This is a genomic window from Streptomyces sp. NRRL WC-3618 (assembly GCF_001280005.1).
GTDB lineage: Bacteria > Actinomycetota > Actinomycetes > Streptomycetales > Streptomycetaceae > Streptomyces.
The window spans coordinates 80,030-101,290 of sequence record NZ_LGDW01000236.1; the positions used below are offsets into that span (position 1 = coordinate 80,030).

Here is a 21,261-nt window from a genome sequence, read left to right on the forward strand (position 1 = left end):
GCCGGCCGCTCGCGGGAGCGGTCCACGCCCCACCTCCTTCGGGTCTCGGGGCTGCGCGGAACGGGCCGCCGGTCCGGCGGGGCCGGAGGGGCGGCGGAGGTCGGTGGCGGCGCGCCGGGCGTGCGCCGACGGGCTCACGTCGCCCCGGCGGCGGTCAGGCGCCGGGCCAGCGCCGAACGGTAGGAACGCTCGGTGGCGGCGGCTACGTGGGGCCAGCCGTACCTTCTCGTCACGCGCCGCCGGCCTGCCGCGCCGTAGGCCTCGCGCAGACCGGGGTCGGCCAGCAGCCCGGCCACGGCGTCCGCCAGGGCGCGGGGATCTCCGGGCGCCACCAGCCGCCCGGTCTCCCGGTCGACGACGGTGTCCAGCTGACCTCCGACGGCGCTCGCGACGACGGGCCGACCGCAGGCCATGGCCTCCAGCGGCACGATGCCGAACGGCTCGTAGTCCGCGGGGCACAGGACGACGTCGGCGCCGCGCATCAGGGCGGGCACGTCCACGCAGGGGACCGCGCCGAGGAAGCGCACCCGGTCGCCGACCCCGGCCGCGCGGGCGAGCTCCCGCAGGCGGCGTACCTCGGGATCACCGTTCAGGAGGCCGGGCCCGGGGCCGCCCGCGATCACGAGCTCCGCCTCGGGCAGGCGCGCGAGCGCGGCCACGGAGACGGCGGCGCCCTTGCGCGGCACCAGGCGGCCGACCTGGAGCAGCCGGTAGCGGTGGTTGGTCGCGCGTGCGGTGACCGCGCCGTCCGGCCGGAACCTCTCGGTGTCCACTCCGCACGGGACGATGTCGGCCCTGCCACCGGGGACGCCCATCCGTTCGAGCTCGGCGACCTCGTCCCGGCAGGTGGCCACCACCCGGTCGCAGCCGAGGCCGATCTCCCGTTCCAGGCCGATGCGTGTCGGCGGGCTCGTGTCGGCACCTCCCTGGTGCCTCTTCTTGACCGTTCCGAGCGCGTGGTAGGTGTGCAGCATCGGCAGCCGCAGCTCGCGTGCGGCCGCGAGGGAGGCGAGGCCCGACATCCAGAAGTGCGAATGGATCAGGTCGGGGCGCTGGCCGTACAGCCAGAGGTGGGTGAGGTATTGGCCGAACTCCCGCATGTAGGGCAGTAGTTCGTCCTTGGGGAGGTACTCGGCCGGCCCGGCCGGGACGTGGTGCACCGTGACGCCGGGGCGCATGACGACGCGTTCGGGGAGATCCCGGGCATCGCGCCGGGTGTAGACCGTCACGCGGTGGCCCCGGTCGGCGAGGGCACCGGCCAGACAGGCCACGTGCACGTTCTGTCCCCCGGCGTCCACTCCGCCCAGGGCGGCGAGCGGGCTCGCGTGCTCGGACACCAGGGCGAGTGACAACGGCCGCCGGCGTCGGCCGGCCAGGACGGTCGACCGCAGGGGGGACGATGTCATGACCGTACCTCCGATATCAGGCGCTCCCAGTCGTCCAGGAAGCGTTTGAGGCCGTAGCGTTCGAGAGCGGCCTGCCGCGCGCGTGCGCCGTCCTCGGCGGCGGCCTGTGGTTCGTCGAGGTAGTGGCGGGCCGCGCGGGCCAGCACCTCGGGCCGGGTGGACAGGACACCGGTGCCGGGCGCCACCGCCTCCGCGGCTTCCGTGGTGGCCAGCGCCACGACCGGCATGCCCAGGTGCATGGCCTCCAGGAGGGACAGCCCCAGGGAGGTCCAGCGCACGGGGTGCAGGTAGAGGCGGCGCCGCGCCATCGCCGCGTGCAGGTCCCGCTGCGGCAGTTCGTACGAGCGGCATCGGTCGGGGGGCAGGCCCAGGTGTTCGGCGAGTCCTTCGGTGCGCATGCCGAAGACGTCCAGGGGCGCGGCGCGCGCCAGCGCCGGCAGCAGGTCCGTGCCGGTGTGACGGCCCCGGCGGACCGGTTCGTTGACGACGACCGCGGCGCGGGGCAGCGTACCCGTGTAGAGGTGCCCCGGGTCGACGATGCCGTGCTCGACGACCTCGGTGCGGGTGGTGCCGTTGTCCCAGAACAGCCGGTTGAAGTGCGTGACGTGCACCAGCGTCAGATCGGTGCGGTCGGCGCAGGGGTGGCGGGTGGTGGGCACGTTGCCGTCCGGTGCGTTGTGTTCCAGATACACGGCCGGTACGTCCCGGCCGGGACGGCGCCGGAGCCAGCGTTCGGCGAGTTCCGCTTCGTGGGGCCGCTGCAGTACGACGAGGTCCACGGCGGTGTCCGCCAGTTCGGCGGGGCCGACCTCGCGGACGGACACCGGCCAGGCGAAGGTCCGGGCCCGCCCCAGTCCGTCGGGCCCGCGGTCCGGCGTGACGGGGACCAGGTAGGTGTGGGGCCCTTGGACGAACGCGGTGGTCCACGAACCGTGGACGTGCCACAGCAGGATGTTCATACGGTTGCTCCTCTGTCTCTCTCGCGGTCGGCCGCCGTCCCGGCCGGACTGCCGTTCACGGGCGCGGGAGCCAGGAGCGCGGCCACGGCGGTCAGCACTTCACCGTCGCCGATGCCGTCCAGACAGGGGTGTCCGGCCACCGGGCAGTCGCGGGCCCTGCTGTCGGCGCAGGTGGCCGCCTGGTCGCCGAGCAGGACGTGGGGAACCCGGTACGGGCGCCAGCGTTCGGCCGGCACCACGGGAGCGAAGGCGCAGACCACCGGTATGCCCACGGAGCAGGCCAGGTGCATCGGGCCGGTGTTGCCGGTCACGACGACGCCGGCGCCCGCGAGGACGCCCGCCAGCTCGTGCAGGTCGGCTGTGGCGCCGCCGAGGTCGAGTCCGTGCCGGCCCGCCAGCCGGGCCGCCGGGACGCCCTGCGGGCCGCAGAGCAGGGTGGTGTGGGACGAGCCGGCCGCCACCGCGCGTACGGCGGGCCCGGCCAGCAGGACGTCGCCGGCGCTGTCGAGGCGTACGACCAGGCTGCGCGGGGCGCTCATCGCAGGGATCCGCTCGCCCGTACCGGCCCGTCGGACGACAGGATGAGGCGGACGGCCGCGAGGAGGTCGGTCGCCGTCTCCCGGGCGGCGGCGACCTCGTCGGGACGCGTCACGGGGGTCGGCACGAGGACACCCCGGGCGCCGGCCGCCTCGGCGGCCCGTACGTCGGCGCCGATGTCGCCGACGACGACGGTGCGTCCGGGGGCCGCGCCGAGCCGGTCGCAGGCGGCGAGGACCAGGCCCGGAGCCGGCTTGCGGCAGCCGCAGCCGCCGTCGGGGCCGTGCGGGCACACCGCCCACACCGCGAACGGGCCGAGCATCGCGTCGACGCGCAGGCGTACGGAGTGCACCTGGTCCCGCGTCAGCAGGCCGCGGGCGACGCCCGACTGGTTGCTGACGACGCCGACCGGGATTCCCCGGTCGCGCAGTGCCGCGATCGCCGCGCGGGCGGACGGCATGGGAGCCACCCGGTCCGGGTCGCCGTTGTAGGGGACGTCGACGACGAGGGTTCCGTCACGGTCGAAGAGGACCGCCTCCGGCAGCGGCTCGGCCGCTTCCGGCGGGCCGGGAAGCCCCGGAGCCGGGCGGGGAGCGCCCCACACCCAGGGCCCTTCGGCGGGCCGGGCGCGGCGGCGTCCGGTGGACGGGGTCCTCATGTCCGCGCCTGCTCGCGCGGTGTCCGCCCGGAATCCGCCGCGTCCGTCAGCGGCGGGCGCGCGGGCCCGAGGGGGCGGGCGGCCCGGTGCGCGGCGTGGCCCCGCAGCCAGTACCAGGTGGCGACGGGCGGGATGAGGACGCTGGTCATGACCATGGTGGCGATCTCGGTACGGGTCCTGGGCCCGGGCGTGATCCGCGCCGCCGCGAACTCGGCGGTGCCGGCCAGCCATGCGGCCGCGCAGACCCCGGCGGCGCCGGTCCTGCCCGACAGCGCGCAGCCGACGGCGGTGACGGCCGCCGCGGTGACGGCGAGGTGGCGCCGCAGCCGCCCGCGCGGGGCCGCGGCCCGCTGCCACCAACCGGATCCGTGCAGGCGCCTCATCAGTACGTCGTCGGCGTTGCCCGCCTGGACGCGCACGGACACCCAGCGGTCGGCGGGCCGCACCGGATGCGTGGTGCGGCGTGTGCCGGCGGCCAGGGTCCAACCGCCGTCGAGGAGGCGCAGGGCCAGGTCGGCGTCCTCCCGGAAGGCCCGGGGGAAGCGTTCGTCGAATCCGTCGGCGGCCTCCAGCGCCTCGCGCCGGAAGGCCATGTCGGCGGTGATCCAGCGGGCGGTGGCCAGGCCCGCGGTGTTGCGCTCCCAGTCCGTGGGGCGGCGCCCGGAGGGCAGGGGCACGTCGATGCGCGCAGTGAGGGCTGCCGTGGCGCGGGGCGCCGTGGCGAGGTCGTGGAGCAGGTCACGGCCCCAGGTGGGCCCGGGCACCACATCGTCGTCCAGGAAGACGATCCACGGCACCTGGCCCACCGACCGGGCCCCGGCGTTGCGGGCGGCGGCGGGGCCCCGGCCGGCGCCGGACACGATGGTGGTCACCGGGAGCAGGGTCGGCGGCACGTCCAGGGCGGGGGTCACGGCGCCGGGGCCCGGGCGGTCGTGGACGAGGACGACCGCCGCCGGTCCGGTGCCGTCGGCCGTGGCGGCGGCGAGGGCCTCCAGGCAGCCCCGGAGGCTGGGTCTGCCCAGGGTGGGAACGACCACGGCGTAGGTTTCGGGATCCGGTGGCCGCGTCGTCGCGCTCACGCTTCCTCCCCGGTGCGGAACAGCCGACCCCGGCGAACGGCGTACGGTCCGATGGCGAGCAGGTCCACGGGGGACGAGCCGAAGCACTCCAGCGCGTCCCGGGGGTCGTCCACCATGGGCCTGCCCGCTGTGTTCAGGCTGGTGTTGACCACCACCGGCAGTCCCGTGCGGCGCTCGAACTCGGTGAGCACGCGTGCCACCAGCGGTTCCCGCCGCGCGTCCACGGTCTGGATACGGGCCGTCCCGTCGACGTGCACGACGGCTGGGATCCGCTCCAGCCACTCGGGGGCCACGTGATGGACGAAGAGCATGTACGGGCTGGGCATCGGGCCGTCGAAGATCTCGGACGCCCGCTCGGCGAGCACCATGGGGGCCACGGGCCGGAACTGTTCGCGCCCCTTGACGTCGTTGAGCCGCTCCAGGTTTCCCGCGTGCCCGGGATGCGCCAGCAGGGACCGGTGTCCCAGGGCGCGCGGCCCGTACTCGGAACGGCCCTGGAACCAGGCGACGATGGCGTTGTCGGCGAGGGCGTCGGCCACGGTCGCCGCGATGTCCGGCGGCCGGTCGAAGGGCACGCCGGCCGTCTTCAGCCAGGCGCCGAGCTCCGCGTCGGACCAGTCACGGCCCACTCGTCCCCCGCTCCGGCGGCGAGGAGCAGCGCGGAGCCGAGGGCCGTTCCGGCGTCGCCGGCCGCGGGTTGCACCCAGACACGCGCGAAGGGACCGTCCCGGGCGATTCGGGAATTGGCCACGCAGTTGAGGGCGACGCCTCCGGCCAGGGTGAGGACATCGTCATGGGTGCGCCCGTGCAGCCAGCGCGTGAGGTCGAGGAGCGTTTCCTCCAGTACGGCCTGGGCGCTCGCCGCGACGTCCGCGTGGGCGGCGGTCCACGGCTCGTCGGCGCCGCGCGGCGGGCAGAACTCGTGCCAGGGGACGCCGGTGGCGTGGAAACCGCCGTCGCCGGTCGGGTACACGTACCGCCTCAGTTCGGCGAGCACGCGCGGGGTGCCGTGGGAGGCGAGGGCCATCACCTTGAACTCGTCGGAGGATCTCAGGAAGCCCAGGTGAGCGGTGAGTTCCTCGTACACGAGCCCGAGGGAGTGCGGGAGGTCCTGCGCGTACAGCGGTTCCAGCCGACTGCCGGTCCGGCGCGCAGCCAGGTGGGAGGCGCGCTCACCGCGCCCGTCGAGGACCAATACGGAGCTGGTGTCCGCACCGTCGGCGGCGAAAGCGCCCGAGGCGGCGTGCGCCATGTGGTGGGGTACGAAGCGGACGAGGGCCGGGTCGAGCCCGGGAAGCGCCGTGGCCAGGAAGCCCGGTGCCTCGCGGGCGTACGTCTGGCGCAGGTGGTCCCACGGGTCGTGCAGGCCCAGGCTCTTGGCGGGGAGGGCCAGGGCCGGATCGTAGGAGTAGGCGACGGCGTCCAGGTCCTGCGGGCGCAGCCCGGCGCGGCCCAGGCACCACGCCGCGGCCTGCACGGGGAGCTCCCAGGCGGAGAACGGGAGGGGCCGTTTGCCGTGCTTGCGGCGTGAGAACCGTTCCTCCTCGGCGGCGGCGACGGTACGGCCGTCGATGACGAGGGCGGCGGCGGGATCGTGGAAGAGCGCGTTGATGCCGAGAATGCGCATGGCGGACCGCCCTTTCGGCTGTGGGACGTAAGGGGTGTCGGCACCCGGGCGGGCGCCGGACGGCGAGGCTCGCGGCGGAGGTCAGTCGTCCGGGTGGCCGCGGAACCAGGCGATGGTGCGAAGCAGCCCTTCGTCGGCCGTCACGAGCGGTTCCCACTGCAGCTTGTCGCGGGCCAGCGTGATGTCGGGGCAGCGCACGGTGGGGTCGTCCGTGGGACGCTCCACGAAGGTGATCTCCGAGGTGGAACCGGTCAGTCCGATGATCCGCCGGGCCAGTTCCAGCATGGTGAGCTCGTCGGGGTTGCCGAGGTTCACGGGCCCCGGCATGCCGTGCGCGGCAGCCTTGAGGATCCCCGAGACGGTGTCGTCGACGTAGCAGAGCGACCGGGTCTGCGCGCCGTCGCCCGTGACCGTCAGCGGTGTGCCGGCCAGGGCCTGGCGGATGAAGGTCGGCACGGCGCGGCCGTCGTAACCCCGCATGCGCGGACCGTAGGTGTTGAACAGCCGCACGACACAGGTGTCGGTGCCGAGCGTCGTGCCGTGAGCCGTGGTGAATGCCTCGCCGAAACGCTTCGCCTCGTCGTAGACGCTTCTCGGACCGACGGGATTGACATGGCCCCAGTAGCGCTCGCTCTGCGGGTGCTCCTGCGGATCGCCGTAGACCTCGGAGGTGGAGGCGAGGAGGAAGCGGGCTCCGCTGCGGTGGGCGAGCTCCAGCGCGTTGCGGGTACCGAGGCTGCCCGCTTCCAGTGTGTGCAGGGGCAGCCGGAGGTAGTCGGCGGGTGAGGCCGGAGAGGCGAGGTGGAGGACCAGGTCGGGGGGCCGCGGCACGCTGAAGGGCTGTGAGACGTTCGCCTCGTGGAGCGTGAAGCCGGACCGGCCCGCCAGGTGGGCCACGTTCTCGGGCCGTCCCGTGCTGAAGTCGTCGACGCAGGTGACGGCGGTGCCCGCCTCGATCAGGGCCGAACACAGGTGGGAGCCGACGAAGCCCGCGCCTCCGGTGACGACTGCGTGCTCCCAAGTCCGCGTCGTGGTAGGGCCCATCGTGATCTCCTCATGAGCAGGGGGAGAGCGGGACGCAGGTATCGAGGACGGCGGTGACTGCGCCGTCCCGCGCCTGGGAACAACCCGCAGGGTGACCTCAGCCTGCCGGAGAGCCCGACGCGGCGCTCGGGGACAGGGCCATTCGGGTGATAACCCACTGTCGCCGGGCGCCGCCTCCGGCCACCGCCCGTCCGGTGGCCGGTCGAGCAGGATGAAGGGGTCAGCGGCGGGGAGTGCCGGCTCGAACATGTTCCGGCCGGGCCGGCGACAGCGCCGCCCTGAGCGCCCGGTGCGAGACTGTATGTGTAAGGAGCACCTGCGGAGGTGACGCTGATGGGCGGCTTGCCTGACGAGGGTGGTGACCCGGGCGACGTACCGCCGACCCCGCCTCCCGGACCGGATGCCGACCAGGCCGACGACCGCCCGGACGAGGTTCACGAACTGCTGCGGAGGTTGGCCACGGCAGCGGACGACGCCCGCCCCGGCGGCGGCGGGAACGCCGCGGCGAAGCTGTGCCGGGCATGCGTGGACCTCATGGACATCAGCGGAGCCTCCGTGTCACTGTCCGGCGACGAGGACACCCGGGCGCTGTGGTGGTCGAGCGACGAGACGGCGGGCCGGCTGGCCGAGGCGCAGTACTCGCTGGGCGACGGCCCGTGCCGCTCCGCCCTGGAGCTCGTGTCCCCGGTGCTGGCCGCCGACCTCGCCGTCCGCCCGGACGCCGCGCGCTGGCCGGTGTTCGCCGAGCAGGCCGTGGCGCTCGATGTCCGCGCCGTGTTCTCCCTGCCCTTGAGTCCCGGCGGGATCATGGCCCTGGGCACCCTCGACCTCTACCGGCGTACGCCGGGCGCGCTCAGCGACCGCGACCGGTCGCTGGCCCTTCCCGCGGCGGACGCCATCACGGACGCCTTCCTCCTGCTCGACCGGCTACCGGACGGCGGCGAACCGGGCCGGTGGATGGCCGCCGCCGAGAACGACCGGGAGGAGGTCCACCAGGCGACCGGGATGCTCATGGTGTTCCTCGAGCTGGACCCGCGGCAGGCACTGGCCCGGTTGCGCGCCCACGCTTTCACGCGGGGACAGACGGTGACCGAGGCCGCCCGCGACGTCATCGCGGGAAGGGAGACCCTACGTGACTGACACGCCCGGCAAGGCCACGGCGAGCGGCGCCATTCTCCGAGCAGGACGACGGGAAGACGGTGACGGCATGACACGCGAACTCGAGATCACGGAGGCGTTCGTGCATCTCACCGACACCTTCTCCCCTTCAACGGACCCGACCGTGCTGCTCCACCACCTCGTGGACCACAGCCTGCGGCTGTCCTCGGCGGACTCCGCGGGCGTCATGCTCTCCACCGCCCGGGGAGGCCTGAGGCCCATGGCCGTGTCCGACCGGAGGGCCGAACTCACCGAGGTCTTCCAGGCGCAGAGCGAGCAAGGCCCTTGTGTGGACGCGTTCAGGAGCGGAACGCCGGTGTACGCGCCGCGCCTGGAGGCGTGCTCGGAGCGCTGGCCGCTGTTCGTCGAACTGGCGGCGCGGGCCGGTTTCGCGGGCGCGCACGCACTGCCGATCCGGGTGGGCCACCACACGATCGGCGCCCTCAACCTGCTCACGGAACCCCCGCTCGCCCTGTCGGACGGCGAACTGCGGATGATCCAGGCGTTCGCCCGGGTCACCGCGGTGTCCCTGATGCACTGGACGTCCACCCCGCTGGAACCCCACGAGATCGTCACCCGTACCCAGGCCGCTCTCTCCCGCAAGGCCGCCCTGGACACCGCGGCCGGCATGCTCGCCGCCGCCGGTTCGATGTCCCTGGCCGAAGCCGCCGACGCCCTGCTCTCCTACAGTGCCGGTATCGCCACCCGTCCGACCGACACGGCCCGAGCACTGGTCGAGCGCACCCTCACGCCCGACGCCGTCCTCGGGCGCGCCGCCGAGGACGGCGTCCTGGCCGGCGGTCCGGGAACCGACTCCCACCGGCCCGTCCATCTGCCGGACCGTCCCGGAGCGCGGGAGGTCGAAAACGACTGATCCCGCCGACATGCCCGGGAGGACGGCAGAGCAGCCGCAGAGCGCGGCGCCGCAGCACGGCCCACCGACGCCGAGGAGGCCATCGCCATGACCGACACACATCTTCCGGGGCACCCGCGCCGAGCCGCCGTGGTCACCGGAGCCGACTCCGGGATCGGCAGAGCCGTCGCGGTGGCCCTCGCCGCACGGGGGACGGACGTCGGGATCACCTGGCACACCGACAAGGCGGGGGCCGAGGAGACCGCCGAGGAGGTACGCGGGCACGGACGGCGAGCCGTCGTCGCCCGGCTCGATCTGACCGAGCTGCCGGAGGCGGCCGGTGTGATCGATGGCCTCGCCGGGGAACTGGGGCGCCTCGACGTCCTGGTCAACAACGCCGGAACCGGCACCGCCACACCGTTCCTGGACATCACCCTCGACACCTTCCGTCAGGTGATCGACGTTGATCTCGCCGGACCGTTCCTGTGCTCGCAGCTCGCGGCGCGGCGCATGATCGCCCAGGGCACCGGTGGCCGGATCGTCAACATCACCTCCGTGCACGAGCACCAGCCGCGGGTGGGAGCCGCCCCCTACTGCGCGGCCAAGGGAGGGCTTGGCCTGCTCACCCAGGTGATGGCCCTGGAACTCGCCGAACACGGCATCACGGTGAACGCGGTCGCCCCCGGGGAGATCGCCACACCGATGACCGGCCAGGAGGACGAGGACGTCCGTCGGATCTCACGGCCGGGAGTCCCCCTCGGCCGTCCCGGGGACGCCCGGGAGGTCGCCGCCGTCGTCGCCTTCCTCACCGGTGACGAGGCCTCGTATGTGACAGGCGCTTCCTGGGCCGTGGACGGGGGCATGCTTCGTATGGGTCCGATGGCCGGCTCTCACCTGCCGGACGACCAGTGGCGTCGTCCCTGATCCCGCGCCCCCTCACAGCGCAGGGTCGACGTCCGCCCCGCGGAACGTCCGATTCAAGCCGAGGTGACCGGCAGGACGTCGGGGGACAGCGCGCCGGCGTGGGCTGAGGCACTGGTCATGCGGCGGAGGTGGTGGCGGCGGCAAAGGACCTCGTAACCGATCTCCTCCGCCGGCCGGTTGACGTCGCCGACGACCACCTGAGCGCCCTCGACCACCATCTTCCCGCCCACCGTACGGGCGTTGTGCGTGGCCCGAGCGCCGCACCAGCACAGGGCCTCCACCTGGAGCGCCTCGATCCGGTCGGCCAGTTCGATCAGCCGCTGCGAGCCGGGAAAAAGCTTGGTGCGGAAGTCCGTGGTGATGCCGAAGGCAAAGACGTCGAGCCCGAGGTCGTCCACGACCCGGGCCAACTGGTCGATCTGCTCCGGCGAGAGGAACTGCGCCTCGTCGACGATCACATAGTCGACCTTGCCGCCTTGGGACAACTGAGCGACCAGATACCCGCACAGGTCCATCCCCTCGGCGACCTCGACAGCCTCCGTGACCAGGCCCAGCCGCGAGGACAGCTTCCCTTCGCCCGCCCGGTCATCCCGTGTGAAGATCACACCTTGAAGCCCCCTGGCTGACCGGTTATGTCCGATCTGGAGCGCCAAAGTACTTTTCCCGCAATCCATAGTGCCGGAGAAAAACACCAACTCGGGCATGGGCAGTTGAGCACCTTTCGGCGAGGTAGACGCGACACGCGGGAACACGGAGGACTGGAGGAGGGCCGGAGGTACCGCTGGGCGCGGACGGGCCTCAGGAGCGTACTTGCAGGAGCGGGACGAGCTGTTCCGCAGGGGTCATCGAACCGTGGTTGCCGACCATCGCCGACTCCCTCGGCTCCCGCTCGGAGGCGACGATCAGGACGTCGTCCCGGGCCGCCGCGACCACGTCGCCGATCCGCCCGTACACCCGCTCGTCGACCGTCGGCCCGAACCAGCCCGCCGTGATCGCCTCGTCCCGTGAGGCCACCCAGAACTGCTCGCCGAGCACCTCGCGCCAGCAGGTCAGTACGTCGGCCTCGGCACCCGGCACCGCGTACACATGCCGCGCCCGGCCCTCGCCGCCCAACAGGGCGACGCCGGCGCGCAGTTCCCAGTCCTCGTCGAAGTCGATGCGGTGCTGTTCGTCGAACGGGATGTCGATCATGCCGTGGTCGGCGGTGACGTACAGCGCGGCGCGTGGCGGGAGTTGTTCCGCCAGCCGCTGGACGAGCCGGTCGACGTACATGAGCTGACCGCGCCAGGCGTCCGAGTCGACGCCGAAGCGGTGGCCCTTGCCGTCCACCTCCGCGTAGTACGTGTAGACCAACGAGCGGTCACCGGCGGCCAGTTGTTCGGCCGCGAGGTCCATGCGGTCCTCGCCGGTGAGCTTCCCCCGGAACGTGCCGCCGCTGAGTGCGATCTTCGTCAGCGGGGTGTTCTCGAAGGTCGGCGAGGAGACCTGGGCCGTGTGCACACCCGCCTTGTGGGCCAGTTGGAAGACCGTGGGGTACGGCTGCCACGCGCGCGGGTCCGTCCACGGCTGCCAGCGCAGCTGGTTCATCAGCTCGCCGGTGGCCGGATCGCGCACCGTATAGCCGGGCAGGCCGTGCGCGCCCGGCGGCAGCCCGGTGCCGACGGAGGCGAGTGAGGTGGCGGTGGTCGCCGGGTAGCCGGTGGTGATCGGCCGGCCCGTGTCACCGCGCGAGCTGCTCATGAGCGAGCTCATGAAAGGGGCTTCGTCGGGGTGGGCCCGCAACTGCTCCCAGCCCAGCCCGTCGATCAGGAACACACAGTTCCGGTCGGCGGGCGTCAGCTCGGGGATCGCCGGGGACATGCCCGGTACGTCCATGCCGGCGGCCAGCGTGGGCAGCAGGTCGGCGAGCGAGCCCGTGCCGTAGTGCGGGACGGGTGCGGAAGATACGGCCAGCGGCTCCGGGTGGTCCCAGGTGATCGGGTGGGACATCAGCGGGTGACGTCCGCGGTCGCTTCCGAGAGTGCCTGGGCGAAGACGAGGGCCTGGCGGACCGTCTCCGGGCCGTCACCCGCCTCGCTGACGCGCAGGCTCAGGTCGTCCGCCGTCGAGCTGCCCGTGTAGCCGTGGTCCGCCTCGCAGTTGGGGTCCCCGCAGGCGGCCGGCTCCAGGTCGATGCGGGCGACGGCGCCCCAGCCGATGGTCAGGACGACCTCGCGGGGCAGCGTGCCCGGCGTGTACGACTCCGGGTTGGCGACGACCCGGCTGACGACCACGGACGAGATCCGGCCGAGCTTCACGGACTCCGTGGACGTGGTGGCGTACGGCGTCGGGGACGTGGTGTCCTCGGCCTGCTCGTCGGTGTGGCTGACGATGAAACGGTTGCCCGTGAGGACGAGCACGGTCACGTGCCGACGCACCTCGTTCGCGTCGAATGTCGTCTCCTGGTGGACCAGGTACGACCGGATGGAGTCGCCGCCGATCGCGGCCTCCACCGCCTCGGCCACGAGGGCCGGGTAGTAGCCGCTGCGCTCGATCGCCGCTCGCAGCCCCTGGGTCGACGTACTGGTCTTGGCCATGTGCCCATCCTACGGGGGCCCACTGACTGCGAGGCACCGCTCAGTACACAGGAAGTGTCCTGGGACCCAGGTCGTCACGGACGGGCGGCGGCGCCAGCCGCACCGACGCCCCGAGGACGCTCAGGCCCTGCTGCGCGACGACCACCGGTTCCAGGGACACCGCGATGACCTCGGGGTGGTCGTCGACGAGCCGCGACACCCTGAGCAGCAGCTCTTCCAGCGCACCGCTGTCGACCGGTGCGGAGCCGCGCCAGCCGAAGAGGATCGGTGCCGTCCGGATCGACCGGATCAGTGCGGCCGCGTCACGGTCGGTGACCGGTATCAGCCGGTGCGCGATGTCCCCGAGCAGCTGCGAGGCGGGCCCGGCGAGCCCGAAGGAGAGCACCGCGCCGGCCGCCGGGTCGATCACCGCCCGTACGACGGTGTCGACGCCCCGCGGTGCCATCCCCTGGACGACGGGCCGCACCTGGTCCGGGTTCCCGAAGAGGCCGGTCAGTTCGGCGTACGCCCGCCGCAGTTGCTCCTCGTCCGCGAGGTCCAGGCGTACGCCGCCCAGGTCGGCGCGGTGTCGCAGGTGCGGGGCGGTGGCCTTGAGGGCGACGGGGTAACCGATGGTCCGCGCGGCGGCCACGGCGTCGTCGGGGCTCGGGGCGGCCAGGGCGCCACGCACCGGGATGCCGTACGTCCCGAGGAGCTCGCGCGTCTCCTCCGTACCGAGGGTGAGTCCCTGTCCACGCGCGAGGAGCCCGCCGATCAGGTCGGCGGCACGCTTCTCGTCGATGTCCGCGTCGATGGACTCGGGCACCTTTCCGGGCTCGGCGGCCTCCCGCCGCCACTGCGCGTACTTCACGGCTTCCCCGAGGGCCCGCACGGCCCGCTCTGCGGCGGGGTAGGCGGGGATGAGACGTGAGCAGGAGTCGGGGGCGGGCGAGGACGAGGGCTGGGGCGGGCCTGCGGGTGGCTGTTTCGCCACTGCCGTGGGCGGGCGTTCCGCGGGGCGGAACGGGTGCGCACCGCCCGTGGTGCCGGATGCGGGTGAACCCGCCTGTGGTGCCGTGCTGGTCGCGGCCGACAGCGCCTCCGCCAGCCCGCCCAGCTCCACGTGGACCACCAGCACCGGTTTCCCCGGTACCTCCGCCGCGGCCGACCGGAGCGCCTCGGCCAACGCGGCGTCCCGGGCGGAGGCCTCCCCGACGGTGGGGATCGCGGTGACGACGACCGCGTCGCACGTATCGCCCGCCAGCGCCTGGGCCAACGCCCGGTGGAAGTCCTCGGGCGACGCCCCCGTCGTCAGATCCAGCGGGGGCAGCGGCATCAGCCCCTCGGACAGACACGCGTCGTACGTCAGCAGTCCCAGCGACTCCGAGTTCCCGAGGATCGCCACCCGCGGCCCGGCGGGCAGTGGCTGCCGGGCCAGCAGCAGCCCCGCGTCGACCAGTTCGGTGATCGTGTCCACCCGGATCACCCCGGCCTGCCGCAGCAGCTCCGACACCGTCGCGTGGGACAGCCGCGTCGCCTGTACGGCATGCCCCTGGGGAGCGGCGCCACTGTGCCGCGCCCCCTGCACGACCACCAGCGGCTTCGCCGCCGCCGTGCGCCGCGCGAGGCGCGTGAACTTGCGCGGGTTGCCGATGGATTCGAGGTACATGAGGACGACGTCGGTGTCCGGGTCGTCGTACCAGTACTGGAGTACGTCGTTGCCGGACACGTCGGCCCGGTTGCCGGACGAGACGAAGGTCGACACGCCGGTGACCCCGGTGACGCCTCCCCCGCGCCGGTGCAGCCGGGACAACAGCGCGATCCCGACGGCCCCGGACTGTGCGAACAGGCCGATCCGCCCGGGCCTCGGCATCTCGGGCGCGAGTGACGCGTTCAGCCGGACGTCCGGAGCCGTGTTGATGACGCCGAAGGCGTTGGGGCCGATGATGCGCATCCCGTACGTGCGCGCGTGCCGTACGAGTTCACGCTGCCGCTCCCGTCCCTCGGGGCCGCTCTCCGCGTACCCGGCGGAGAGCACGACGAGGCCCTGCACGCCGTGCTCACCGCACTCGGTGACGACATCGGGGACGTACGCGGCCGGGACGGCGACGACCACGAGGTCGACGGGGCCCTCGATGTCGCGCACCGATCGGCGGGCCGGGCATCCGTCGATGTCCTTCTGGTCCTCCGGGAACGCGCTGTTGACGGCGTACAGGTCACCGGTGAAACCGGCGTCCCTGATGTGGTCGAGGACGCTGCGGCCGACGCCGCCGGGGGCGCGGCCGACGCCGACGACAGCCACTGCGCCCGGGGCGAGCAGTCGCCGTACGGAGCGCGCCTCGGCCCGCTGCTCACGCGCGCGTTGGACGGCGAGCGAGCGGTCGGTGGGCTCCAGGTCGAACTCCAGGCGTACGACACCGTCCTCGAAGCTGCGCTTCTGGGTGTACCCGGCGTCCGTGAACACCTTGATCATCTTGGTGTTGGCCGGCAGCACCTCGGCGGCGAAGCGGCGGATGCCGCGCTCGCGGGCGACGGCCCCGATGTGTTCGAGGAGGGCGGACGCGACACCTCGGCCCTGGTGCGCGTCCTGCACCAGGAAAGCGACCTCGGCCTCGTTGGCGGGAGCGGAGGCGGGCAGTCCGTCGGCATCAATCCGGTCATAGCGTACGGTGGCGATGAACTCGCCGCCGACCGTGGCCGCGAGCCCCACCCGGTCCACGAAGTCGTGGTGGGTGAAGCGGTGGACGTCCTTTGCGGACAGGCGTGGATACGGCGCGAAGAAGCGGTAGTACTTCGACTCGTCCGAAACCTGCTCGTAGAAGCTGACCAGCCGGTCGGCGTCGTCCGCCGTGATGGGCCGGATGCGGGCGGTTCCGCCGTCACGCAGCACGACGTCCGCCTCCCAGTGGGCGGGGTACTCGTGCCGGTCCGACGAGTTCTGCATGCGCCCCAGAGTACGGCTCGCGTCCGACAACGTCGCAGGGCAGGCTGTGGGGACCGAAGTCGGGCCCAGGCCGGGGTTCGAACGCGGTTCCGGGACGGGTTTCGGCCCGCCTTCCGGCACGCTTCACGCTATGGAACAATGGTCTAGACAACCTGAGACAGTGAAGGGCAGCATCACATGGCTGAGCGCCGCGTCAACGTCGGCTGGGCGGAGGGCCTCCACGCCCGCCCCGCCTCCATCTTCGTCCGTGCGGCCACGGCCGCCGGCGTCCCCATGACGATCGCCAAGGCCGACGGCAACCCCGTCAACGCGGCCTCCATGCTGGCGGTCCTCGGCCTGGGCGCCCAGGGCGGCGAGGAGATCGTCCTCGCGTCCGAAGCGGAGGGCGCCGACGCGGCGCTCGACCGCCTGGCGAAGCTGGTGGCCGAGGGACTCGAGGAACTTCCCGAAACGGTCTGAGGAACCCCGCGGGGTCCTCGATTGACGGTGGCGGCGGACGCCACTTCAAAAGCACCATCCGCACACGGCGAAGGGCCCGCCCGAATATCGGGTGGGCCCTTCGCAATTCCCGGCCAAGGGCAGCGGAAATAGTCCCCCGCGAATTCAACCCTCTTTGTATACGGCGCCCGTGTTAATGACGTAGGCCCGTCATGTTTACGGCGTGTTGCGAAGTCCTCACACGATCCTGGCGGTCTCCGCCGCCGGGAAAGCGCAGCCGGTGCACGACGGTCGCCCGCTCGGTGTGCAGCGCCGTGATCGCCCGCGCCCGCTCACTGTCACCGCGCGCCACCGCGTCCACGATCGCCCCGTGCTCCGCCCAGGACTCGACGGGGTCGGCGGGCGACTCCACCGCGTACATCCAGGCGATCTTGTGCCGCAGCTGGGTGAGCGTGGAGGCCAGGGCATGGCTTCCGGAGGACTGGGTGAGCGTCTCGTGGAACCAGCCCCCCAGGGAGCGCAGATCCTCGCTGTTGCCCCTCCTGGCCCGCTCCTGGCCCAGCCTGACCAGGCCGCGCAGCACCTTGAGGTGGGCCTCGGTGCGCCGTTGGGCGGCCCGGGAGGCGCCCAGCGGCTCCAGGAGCATGCGCATCTCCAGCAGGTCGGAGGCCTCCTGCTCGGTGGGTTCCGCGACGCACGCGCCCGCGTGCCGCCGGGTCACCACGAAGCCCTCGGCCTCCAGGGTGCGCAGGGCCTCGCGGACGGGGACGCGCGAGACGCCGTACCGGCGGGCGAGCAGTTCCTCGGTGAGCCGGCTGCCGCGCTCGTAGACACCGGCGACGATGTCGTCCCGGATCGCCGTGCATACCGAGTGCGCCGGAATACGCATGTCCGACCTCCGCTTTAATCCCCGTGAAACGTCGACGATTGACGTGTGTTCAGTGACTCTATTGCAGAGAAGCGGAATTTCCGACGGCAGGCCGGAATCCATGGATATTTTTTGGACACACAACCCACCGAAACGCCGAAAACCCCGGCTGGGACAGCCGGGGCCACGACAAAGTGGTGCGCGAGGACGTCAGACGTTCACGCCGTGCGAGCGGAGGTAGGCGACGGGGTCGATGTCCGAGCCGTACTCCGCGGTCGTGCGGGCCTCGAAGTGGAGATGCGCACCGGTGACGTTGCCAGTGGCCCCGGAGAGGCCGAGCTCCTGGCCCGGAGTGACCGTCTGGCCGACGGAGACGTTGATCGACGACAGATGACCGTACTGAGTGTACGTGCCATCAATCATCTTGATCACGACGTTGTTGCCGTAGGAACCGCCCCAGCCGGCCTCGACGACAGTGCCGGAGCCCACCGCGTGAACGGGGGTGCCGGACGCGGCGTGGAAGTCGATGCCGGTATGGCTGCCGGAGGACCAGATACCGCCCCCCGCCTGGTATCCCGTGGAGATGTACGAGCCGGAGATCGGGGCGACATAGCTGTTGAGACGCTTGCGCTCGGCCTCACGGGCGGCACGGGCCTGAGCCTCGCGTGCCTCCTTGACCCGCTCCTCCGCCTCCTTCTTCGCGGCGGCCACGGCCCTCTCCTCGGCGGCGGCCTTCTCTGCGGCCTGCTCCTGGGCGGCAGCCTGGGCGTCTATCTGCGCGGCGAGCGACTCGCCGATGGAGATCACCGGGGTGAGGCCGGTCTGCTCGGCGGCGGACTCCGCGGCGAGCGCCGGGGCGGCGAGGGCACCCACGACGCCGGTGGTCGCGAGGGCCGCGACGCCTGCGGCGCGAGCGGTCGTACGGGTGACAAGACTGGGACGGCTGGGACGACGGTGCTTCCCGGTGGCGCGAGTGAACGCCATGTAGTGGCTGGTCCTTTCCTTCCTTCTCGCCTACCGGGTTAGCTGACGGGTTCGGAGCAGGAAGGTCTCCTACGGGCCCCCTCGCGGCACGCGCGGGCGTCCGATTCACCCCAGGGACTGCACAATGTGGGTCCCCGGCTCCCCTGGCTCGCGCCGTACGGGGACTCGGCGATGACTGCCCGGTGCCGCGGCTGCGGCGCACTGCGTGACGAACAGCCGGACAGACGCTAAGCGGGACCCCTCGCAATCAACAAACCAATCAAGGGTTTTGTCGCACATGCCACAGTGCAGACCGTCAACCTCTCCATCAATACGGGCAACTTACCTATCAACATGGACAAACAGGGGCCCGGCGACACTTCTGTCACCGGGCCCCTGCCCATCACGCCGGTGCCCCTACTCGGCGGGTACGACGCTCACTTCGCCGATACCGAGGGCCCGGACGGGCTCCTCGATCGTCGCCGCGTCGCCGACGAGGACCGTCACCAGCCGGTCCACGGGGAAGGCGTTGACGGCCGCCGCGGTGGCTTCCACCGTGCCGGTCGCCGCGAGCTGGCGGTACAGCGTCGCCTGGTAGTCGTCGGGCAGGTGCTGCTCGACCTGGTCGGCCAGCGTGCTCGCCACGGCCGCCGCGGTCTCGTACTTGAGCGGCGCGACGCCGACCAGGTTCTGCACCGCGACATCACGCTCGGCGTCGGTGAGCCCCTCGGCCGCGAGGGTGCGCAGCACCTTCCAGAGGTCCTCCAGAGCGGGACCGGTGTTCGGGGTGTCGAAGGAGCCGCTGATGGCGAGCAGCGCGGCACCGGTGCCGTCCGGCGCCGAGCGCAGGACCTGGCCGAACGCCCGCACACCGTAGGTGTAGCCCTTCTCCTCGCGCAGGACACGGTCCAGACGGGAGGTGAGGGTGCCGCCGAGGCAGTACGTGCCGAGGACCTGGGCGGCCCAGACACGGTCGTGCCGGTCGGCGCCGATACGGCCGATGAGCAGCTGGGTCTGCACGGCGCCCGGTCGGTCCACGATGACGACCCGGCCGGTGTCGTCGGCGGTCACCGGCGGCACCGGCCGCGGCTCGGCCGCTGTGCCCGTCCAGGCTCCCAGGGTTTCGCCCAGGAGCGCGTCCAGGTCGACGTCGGTGAGGTCGCCGACGACCACGGCGGTGGCCGTGGCGGGGCGGACGTGCCTGTCGTAGAAGGCCCGTACGGCGGCCGAGTCGATCTTCTCGACCGTGTCCTCGGTGCCCTGGCGCGGCCGTGACATGCGCGAGGCAGCCGGGAACAGCTCCTTGTACAGCTGCTTGGCGGAGCGGCGGGCAGGGTTGGCCGTCTCGTGCGGGATCTCGTCGAGGCGGTTGCGCACCAGCCGCTCGATCTCGCTGTCCGTGAAGGCGGGCGCCCTGAGGGCGTCGGCCAGCAGACCGAGCGCCTTGGGGAGCCGCGACACGGGGACTTCGAGACTGAGGCGGACACCGGGGTGGTCGGCGTGCGCGTCGAGGGTGGCGCCGCAGCGCTCCAGTTCGGCGGCGAACTCCTCGGCGGAGTGCTTGTCGGTGCCTTCGGAGAAGGCCCGGGCCATGATCGTGGCCACTCCGTCGAGTCCGGCCGGCTCGGCCTCCAGGGGGGCGTCGACGAGCACCTCGACGGCGACGACCTGCTGGCCGGGGCGGTGGCACCGCAGGATGGTCAGACCGTTGCCGAGCGTGTCCCGGCCGGGGGCCGGGAAGGCCCAGGGCTTGGCCTCGCCCGCCTGGGGCTGGGGGTGGAACTCCATCGTGGCGAGCTCGGTCACTTGGCCGCCTCCTCGTTCTCGTCGCCGGCTTCGACCGTGGCCTCGGCCTCGGGGTCCTCGGGGGGATCCGCGTCCTCGGCGATCTCTCCGGGGATCGGCTCGTAGACGAGCACCGCGCGGTTGTCGGGGCGCAGCCGCTCCTGGGCGGCCTGCTGGACCTCCTTGGCGGTCACCTCGAGCACGCGCTGCACGGCGGTCAACGCGAGCTGCGGGTCGCCGAACAGCACCGCGAAGCGGCACAGTTCGTCGGCGCGGCCCGCGACCGTACCGAGCCGGTCCAGCCATTCGCGCTCCAACTGGGCCTGGGCGCGCTCCATTTCCTCGGCCGTGGGGCCCTCTGCGGCGAACCGGGCGAGCTCCTCGTCGACGGCGGCCTCGATGACCGGCACCTCGACGTCCGCGGACGTCTTCACGTCCAGCCACCCCAGGGAGGGCGCTCCGGCCAGCCGCAGCAGGCCGAACCCGGCCGCCACCGCGGTGCGGTCCCGTCGTACGAGCCTGTTGTAGAGGCGGGAGGACTCGCCGCCGCCGAGGACGGTGAGCGCCAGGTCGGCCGCGTCGCACGCACGCGTGCCGTCCTCCGGGAGGCGGTAGGCGGCCATCAACGCGCGCGAGGGGACCTCCTCCACGACGACCTCGCGCAGTTCCTCGCCGATGACGTCGGGAAGTGCCCCGGAGCGCGGCGCGGGCTTGCCGTCATGCCCGGCGATGGACCCGAAGTACTTCTCGACCCAAGCGAGCGTCTCCTCGGGGTCGATGTCCCCGACGACCGACAGAACGGCGTTGTTGGGCGCGTAGTACGTGCGGAAGAACGCGCGCGCGTCCTCCAGCGTCGCCGCGTCCAGGTCCGCCATAGAGCCGATCGGCGTGTGGTGGTAGGGGTGGCCCTCCGGGTAGGCGAGGGCGGTCAGCTTCTCGAACGCCGTGCCGTAGGGGACGTTGTCGTAGCGCTGCCGGCGCTCGTTCTTGACGACGTCCCGCTGGTTCTCCATGGACTCGTCGTCGAGGGCCGCGAGCAGCGAGCCCATGCGGTCCGCCTCCAGCCAGAGGGCGAGCTCCAGCTGATGGGTGGGCATGGTCTCGAAGTAGTTGGTGCGCTCGAAGCTGGTGGTGCCGTTGAGCGAGCCGCCCGCGCCCTGGACCAGTTCGAAGTGGCCGTTGCCCTTCACCTGGCCCGAGCCCTGGAACATCAGGTGCTCGAAGAGGTGAGCCAGACCTGTACGCCCCTTGACCTCATGGCGTGATCCGACGTCGTACCAGAGGCACACCGCGGCGACCGGGGTCAGGTGGTCCTCGGAGAGCACCACGCGCAGCCCGTTCGCGAGGCGGTGCTCAGTCGCTTTCAGGCCGCCGGAGCCTGCCTCGGCTGTGGCCGTGTGACCCATGGGCATGTACGTCCCTTCGATCGCGGATGCGGTTGATGCAACCGCTGTTTTCCTGCC

18 protein-coding genes, 1 pseudogene and 1 riboswitch are annotated in these 21,261 nt (G+C 72.5%); of the genes and pseudogenes, 4 read left to right on the forward strand and 15 right to left on the reverse strand.

What is annotated here, in order from left to right:
* Nucleotides 1–134: 134 nt before the first annotated feature.
* From ADL01_RS20635 to ADL01_RS20665, 7 genes and pseudogenes are all read right to left on the reverse strand, one after another.
* Complete coding sequence (locus tag ADL01_RS20635; RefSeq protein WP_053743496.1) at nt 135–1,406, reverse strand: glycosyltransferase; 1,272 nt, start codon at nt 1,404–1,406, stop codon at nt 135–137.
* On the reverse strand, nt 1,403–2,365 hold the full coding sequence (locus ADL01_RS20640; protein WP_053743497.1) for a glycosyltransferase: 963 nt from the start codon (nt 2,363–2,365) through the stop codon (nt 1,403–1,405). Before ADL01_RS20640 ends, ADL01_RS20635 begins: the two co-directional genes overlap by 4 nt.
* Nucleotides 2,362–2,904 (reverse strand): glycosyltransferase family 9 protein, encoded by a 543-nt coding sequence (locus ADL01_RS20645; RefSeq protein WP_053743498.1) that lies wholly within the window; start codon nt 2,902–2,904, stop codon nt 2,362–2,364. The genes ADL01_RS20640 and ADL01_RS20645 overlap by 4 nt, the downstream gene beginning before the upstream one ends.
* Nucleotides 2,901–3,560, reverse strand: coding sequence for a D-glycero-alpha-D-manno-heptose-1,7-bisphosphate 7-phosphatase (locus ADL01_RS20650; protein ID WP_053743499.1), 660 nt, complete (start codon nt 3,558–3,560; stop codon nt 2,901–2,903). The genes ADL01_RS20645 and ADL01_RS20650 overlap by 4 nt, the downstream gene beginning before the upstream one ends.
* Nucleotides 3,557–4,639: a glycosyltransferase family 2 protein gene (locus ADL01_RS46410; protein WP_053743500.1), complete on the reverse strand. Its 1,083-nt coding sequence runs from the start codon at nt 4,637–4,639 to the stop codon at nt 3,557–3,559. The genes ADL01_RS20650 and ADL01_RS46410 overlap by 4 nt, the downstream gene beginning before the upstream one ends.
* Nucleotides 4,636–6,266 (reverse strand): annotated as a pseudogene (locus ADL01_RS43880) (carbamoyltransferase). The gene ADL01_RS46410 and the pseudogene ADL01_RS43880 overlap by 4 nt, the downstream one beginning before the upstream one ends.
* An 81-nt stretch (nt 6,267–6,347) precedes the next feature.
* Nucleotides 6,348–7,310 (reverse strand): NAD-dependent epimerase/dehydratase family protein, encoded by a 963-nt coding sequence (locus ADL01_RS20665; RefSeq protein WP_053743501.1) that lies wholly within the window; start codon nt 7,308–7,310, stop codon nt 6,348–6,350.
* A 333-nt stretch (nt 7,311–7,643) separates the two neighbouring features.
* Here ADL01_RS20665 and ADL01_RS20670 point away from each other — a divergent pair, with 333 nt between their 5' ends.
* From ADL01_RS20670 to ADL01_RS20680, 3 genes are all read left to right on the forward strand, one after another.
* On the forward strand, nt 7,644–8,450 hold the full coding sequence (locus ADL01_RS20670) for a GAF and ANTAR domain-containing protein (protein ID WP_063783559.1): 807 nt from the start codon (nt 7,644–7,646) through the stop codon (nt 8,448–8,450).
* A 67-nt stretch (nt 8,451–8,517) separates the two neighbouring features.
* Nucleotides 8,518–9,342 carry a GAF domain-containing protein gene (locus ADL01_RS20675; RefSeq protein WP_053743503.1) on the forward strand — a complete coding sequence of 275 codons (825 nt, stop codon included), beginning with the start codon at nt 8,518–8,520 and terminating at the stop codon, nt 9,340–9,342.
* 87 nt (nt 9,343–9,429) lie between these two features.
* A complete protein-coding gene (locus tag ADL01_RS20680) occupies nt 9,430–10,245 on the forward strand; it encodes an SDR family oxidoreductase (protein ID WP_053743504.1) in 816 nt (271 codons plus the stop codon).
* A 53-nt stretch (nt 10,246–10,298) separates the two neighbouring features.
* On the opposite strand, the gene ADL01_RS20685 is transcribed toward ADL01_RS20680, so the two are convergent.
* From ADL01_RS20685 to ADL01_RS20700, 4 genes are all read right to left on the reverse strand, one after another.
* The gene (locus ADL01_RS20685; RefSeq protein WP_053743505.1) at nt 10,299–10,949 is read right to left on the reverse strand and encodes a thymidine kinase; all 651 of its coding nucleotides are present in this window, start codon (nt 10,947–10,949) and stop codon (nt 10,299–10,301) included.
* A 94-nt stretch (nt 10,950–11,043) separates the two neighbouring features.
* The gene (locus ADL01_RS20690) at nt 11,044–12,234 is read right to left on the reverse strand and encodes an alkaline phosphatase family protein (protein WP_053743506.1); all 1,191 of its coding nucleotides are present in this window, start codon (nt 12,232–12,234) and stop codon (nt 11,044–11,046) included.
* Entirely contained in the window at nt 12,234–12,821 is a 588-nt protein-coding gene (locus ADL01_RS20695; RefSeq protein WP_053743507.1) for a DUF5998 family protein, read from the reverse strand. The genes ADL01_RS20690 and ADL01_RS20695 overlap by 1 nt, the downstream gene beginning before the upstream one ends.
* A 40-nt stretch (nt 12,822–12,861) precedes the next feature.
* Nucleotides 12,862–15,744, reverse strand: a complete 2,883-nt coding sequence (locus ADL01_RS20700) for a bifunctional GNAT family N-acetyltransferase/acetate--CoA ligase family protein (RefSeq protein ID WP_053743508.1) — start codon at nt 15,742–15,744, stop codon at nt 12,862–12,864.
* 177 nt (nt 15,745–15,921) lie between these two features.
* Between ADL01_RS20700 and ADL01_RS20705 the strand changes: the two genes are divergently transcribed.
* Nucleotides 15,922–16,203, forward strand: coding sequence for an HPr family phosphocarrier protein (locus ADL01_RS20705; protein ID WP_006379745.1), 282 nt, complete (start codon nt 15,922–15,924; stop codon nt 16,201–16,203).
* Between the two features lie 172 nt (nt 16,204–16,375).
* Here ADL01_RS20705 and ADL01_RS20710 read toward each other — a convergent pair whose 3' ends face one another.
* The 4 genes from ADL01_RS20710 to ADL01_RS20725 all read right to left on the reverse strand — a co-directional run bounded on the left by ADL01_RS20710 (nt 16,376) and on the right by ADL01_RS20725 (nt 21,210).
* The gene (locus tag ADL01_RS20710; protein ID WP_053743509.1) at nt 16,376–17,071 is read right to left on the reverse strand and encodes a GntR family transcriptional regulator; all 696 of its coding nucleotides are present in this window, start codon (nt 17,069–17,071) and stop codon (nt 16,376–16,378) included.
* A 189-nt stretch (nt 17,072–17,260) separates the two neighbouring features.
* The gene (locus ADL01_RS20715) at nt 17,261–18,034 is read right to left on the reverse strand and encodes a M23 family metallopeptidase (RefSeq protein ID WP_053743510.1); all 774 of its coding nucleotides are present in this window, start codon (nt 18,032–18,034) and stop codon (nt 17,261–17,263) included.
* A 13-nt stretch (nt 18,035–18,047) separates the two neighbouring features.
* A riboswitch (cyclic di-AMP (ydaO/yuaA leader) is annotated at nt 18,048–18,215 on the reverse strand.
* Between the two features lie 215 nt (nt 18,216–18,430).
* On the reverse strand, nt 18,431–19,819 hold the full coding sequence (locus ADL01_RS20720; protein ID WP_053743511.1) for a M16 family metallopeptidase: 1,389 nt from the start codon (nt 19,817–19,819) through the stop codon (nt 18,431–18,433).
* On the reverse strand, nt 19,816–21,210 hold the full coding sequence (locus ADL01_RS20725) for a M16 family metallopeptidase (RefSeq protein ID WP_053743512.1): 1,395 nt from the start codon (nt 21,208–21,210) through the stop codon (nt 19,816–19,818). The genes ADL01_RS20720 and ADL01_RS20725 overlap by 4 nt, the downstream gene beginning before the upstream one ends.
* Nucleotides 21,211–21,261 lie beyond the last annotated feature (51 nt).

Coding starts and splice junctions, on each gene's coding strand:
- ADL01_RS20635 (WP_053743496.1), bottom strand. CDS start 1,406: ATGACATCGTCCCCCCTGCGGTCGACCGTCCTGGCCGGCCGACGCCGG.
- ADL01_RS20710 (WP_053743509.1), bottom strand. CDS start 17,071: ATGCGTATTCCGGCGCACTCGGTATGCACGGCGATCCGGGACGACATC.
- ADL01_RS20685 (WP_053743505.1), bottom strand. CDS start 10,949: ATGCCCGAGTTGGTGTTTTTCTCCGGCACTATGGATTGCGGGAAAAGT.
- ADL01_RS20725 (WP_053743512.1), bottom strand. CDS start 21,210: ATGCCCATGGGTCACACGGCCACAGCCGAGGCAGGCTCCGGCGGCCTG.
- ADL01_RS20695 (WP_053743507.1), bottom strand. CDS start 12,821: ATGGCCAAGACCAGTACGTCGACCCAGGGGCTGCGAGCGGCGATCGAG.
- ADL01_RS20650 (WP_053743499.1), bottom strand. CDS start 3,560: ATGAGGACCCCGTCCACCGGACGCCGCCGCGCCCGGCCCGCCGAAGGG.
- ADL01_RS20690 (WP_053743506.1), bottom strand. CDS start 12,234: ATGTCCCACCCGATCACCTGGGACCACCCGGAGCCGCTGGCCGTATCT.
- ADL01_RS20715 (WP_053743510.1), bottom strand. CDS start 18,034: ATGGCGTTCACTCGCGCCACCGGGAAGCACCGTCGTCCCAGCCGTCCC.
- ADL01_RS20640 (WP_053743497.1), bottom strand. CDS start 2,365: ATGAACATCCTGCTGTGGCACGTCCACGGTTCGTGGACCACCGCGTTC.
- ADL01_RS20675 (WP_053743503.1), top strand. CDS start 8,518: ATGACACGCGAACTCGAGATCACGGAGGCGTTCGTGCATCTCACCGAC.
- ADL01_RS20665 (WP_053743501.1), bottom strand. CDS start 7,310: ATGGGCCCTACCACGACGCGGACTTGGGAGCACGCAGTCGTCACCGGA.
- ADL01_RS20705 (WP_006379745.1), top strand. CDS start 15,922: ATGGCTGAGCGCCGCGTCAACGTCGGCTGGGCGGAGGGCCTCCACGCC.
- ADL01_RS20645 (WP_053743498.1), bottom strand. CDS start 2,904: ATGAGCGCCCCGCGCAGCCTGGTCGTACGCCTCGACAGCGCCGGCGAC.
- ADL01_RS20670 (WP_063783559.1), top strand. CDS start 7,644: ATGGGCGGCTTGCCTGACGAGGGTGGTGACCCGGGCGACGTACCGCCG.
- ADL01_RS20680 (WP_053743504.1), top strand. CDS start 9,430: ATGACCGACACACATCTTCCGGGGCACCCGCGCCGAGCCGCCGTGGTC.
- ADL01_RS20700 (WP_053743508.1), bottom strand. CDS start 15,744: ATGCAGAACTCGTCGGACCGGCACGAGTACCCCGCCCACTGGGAGGCG.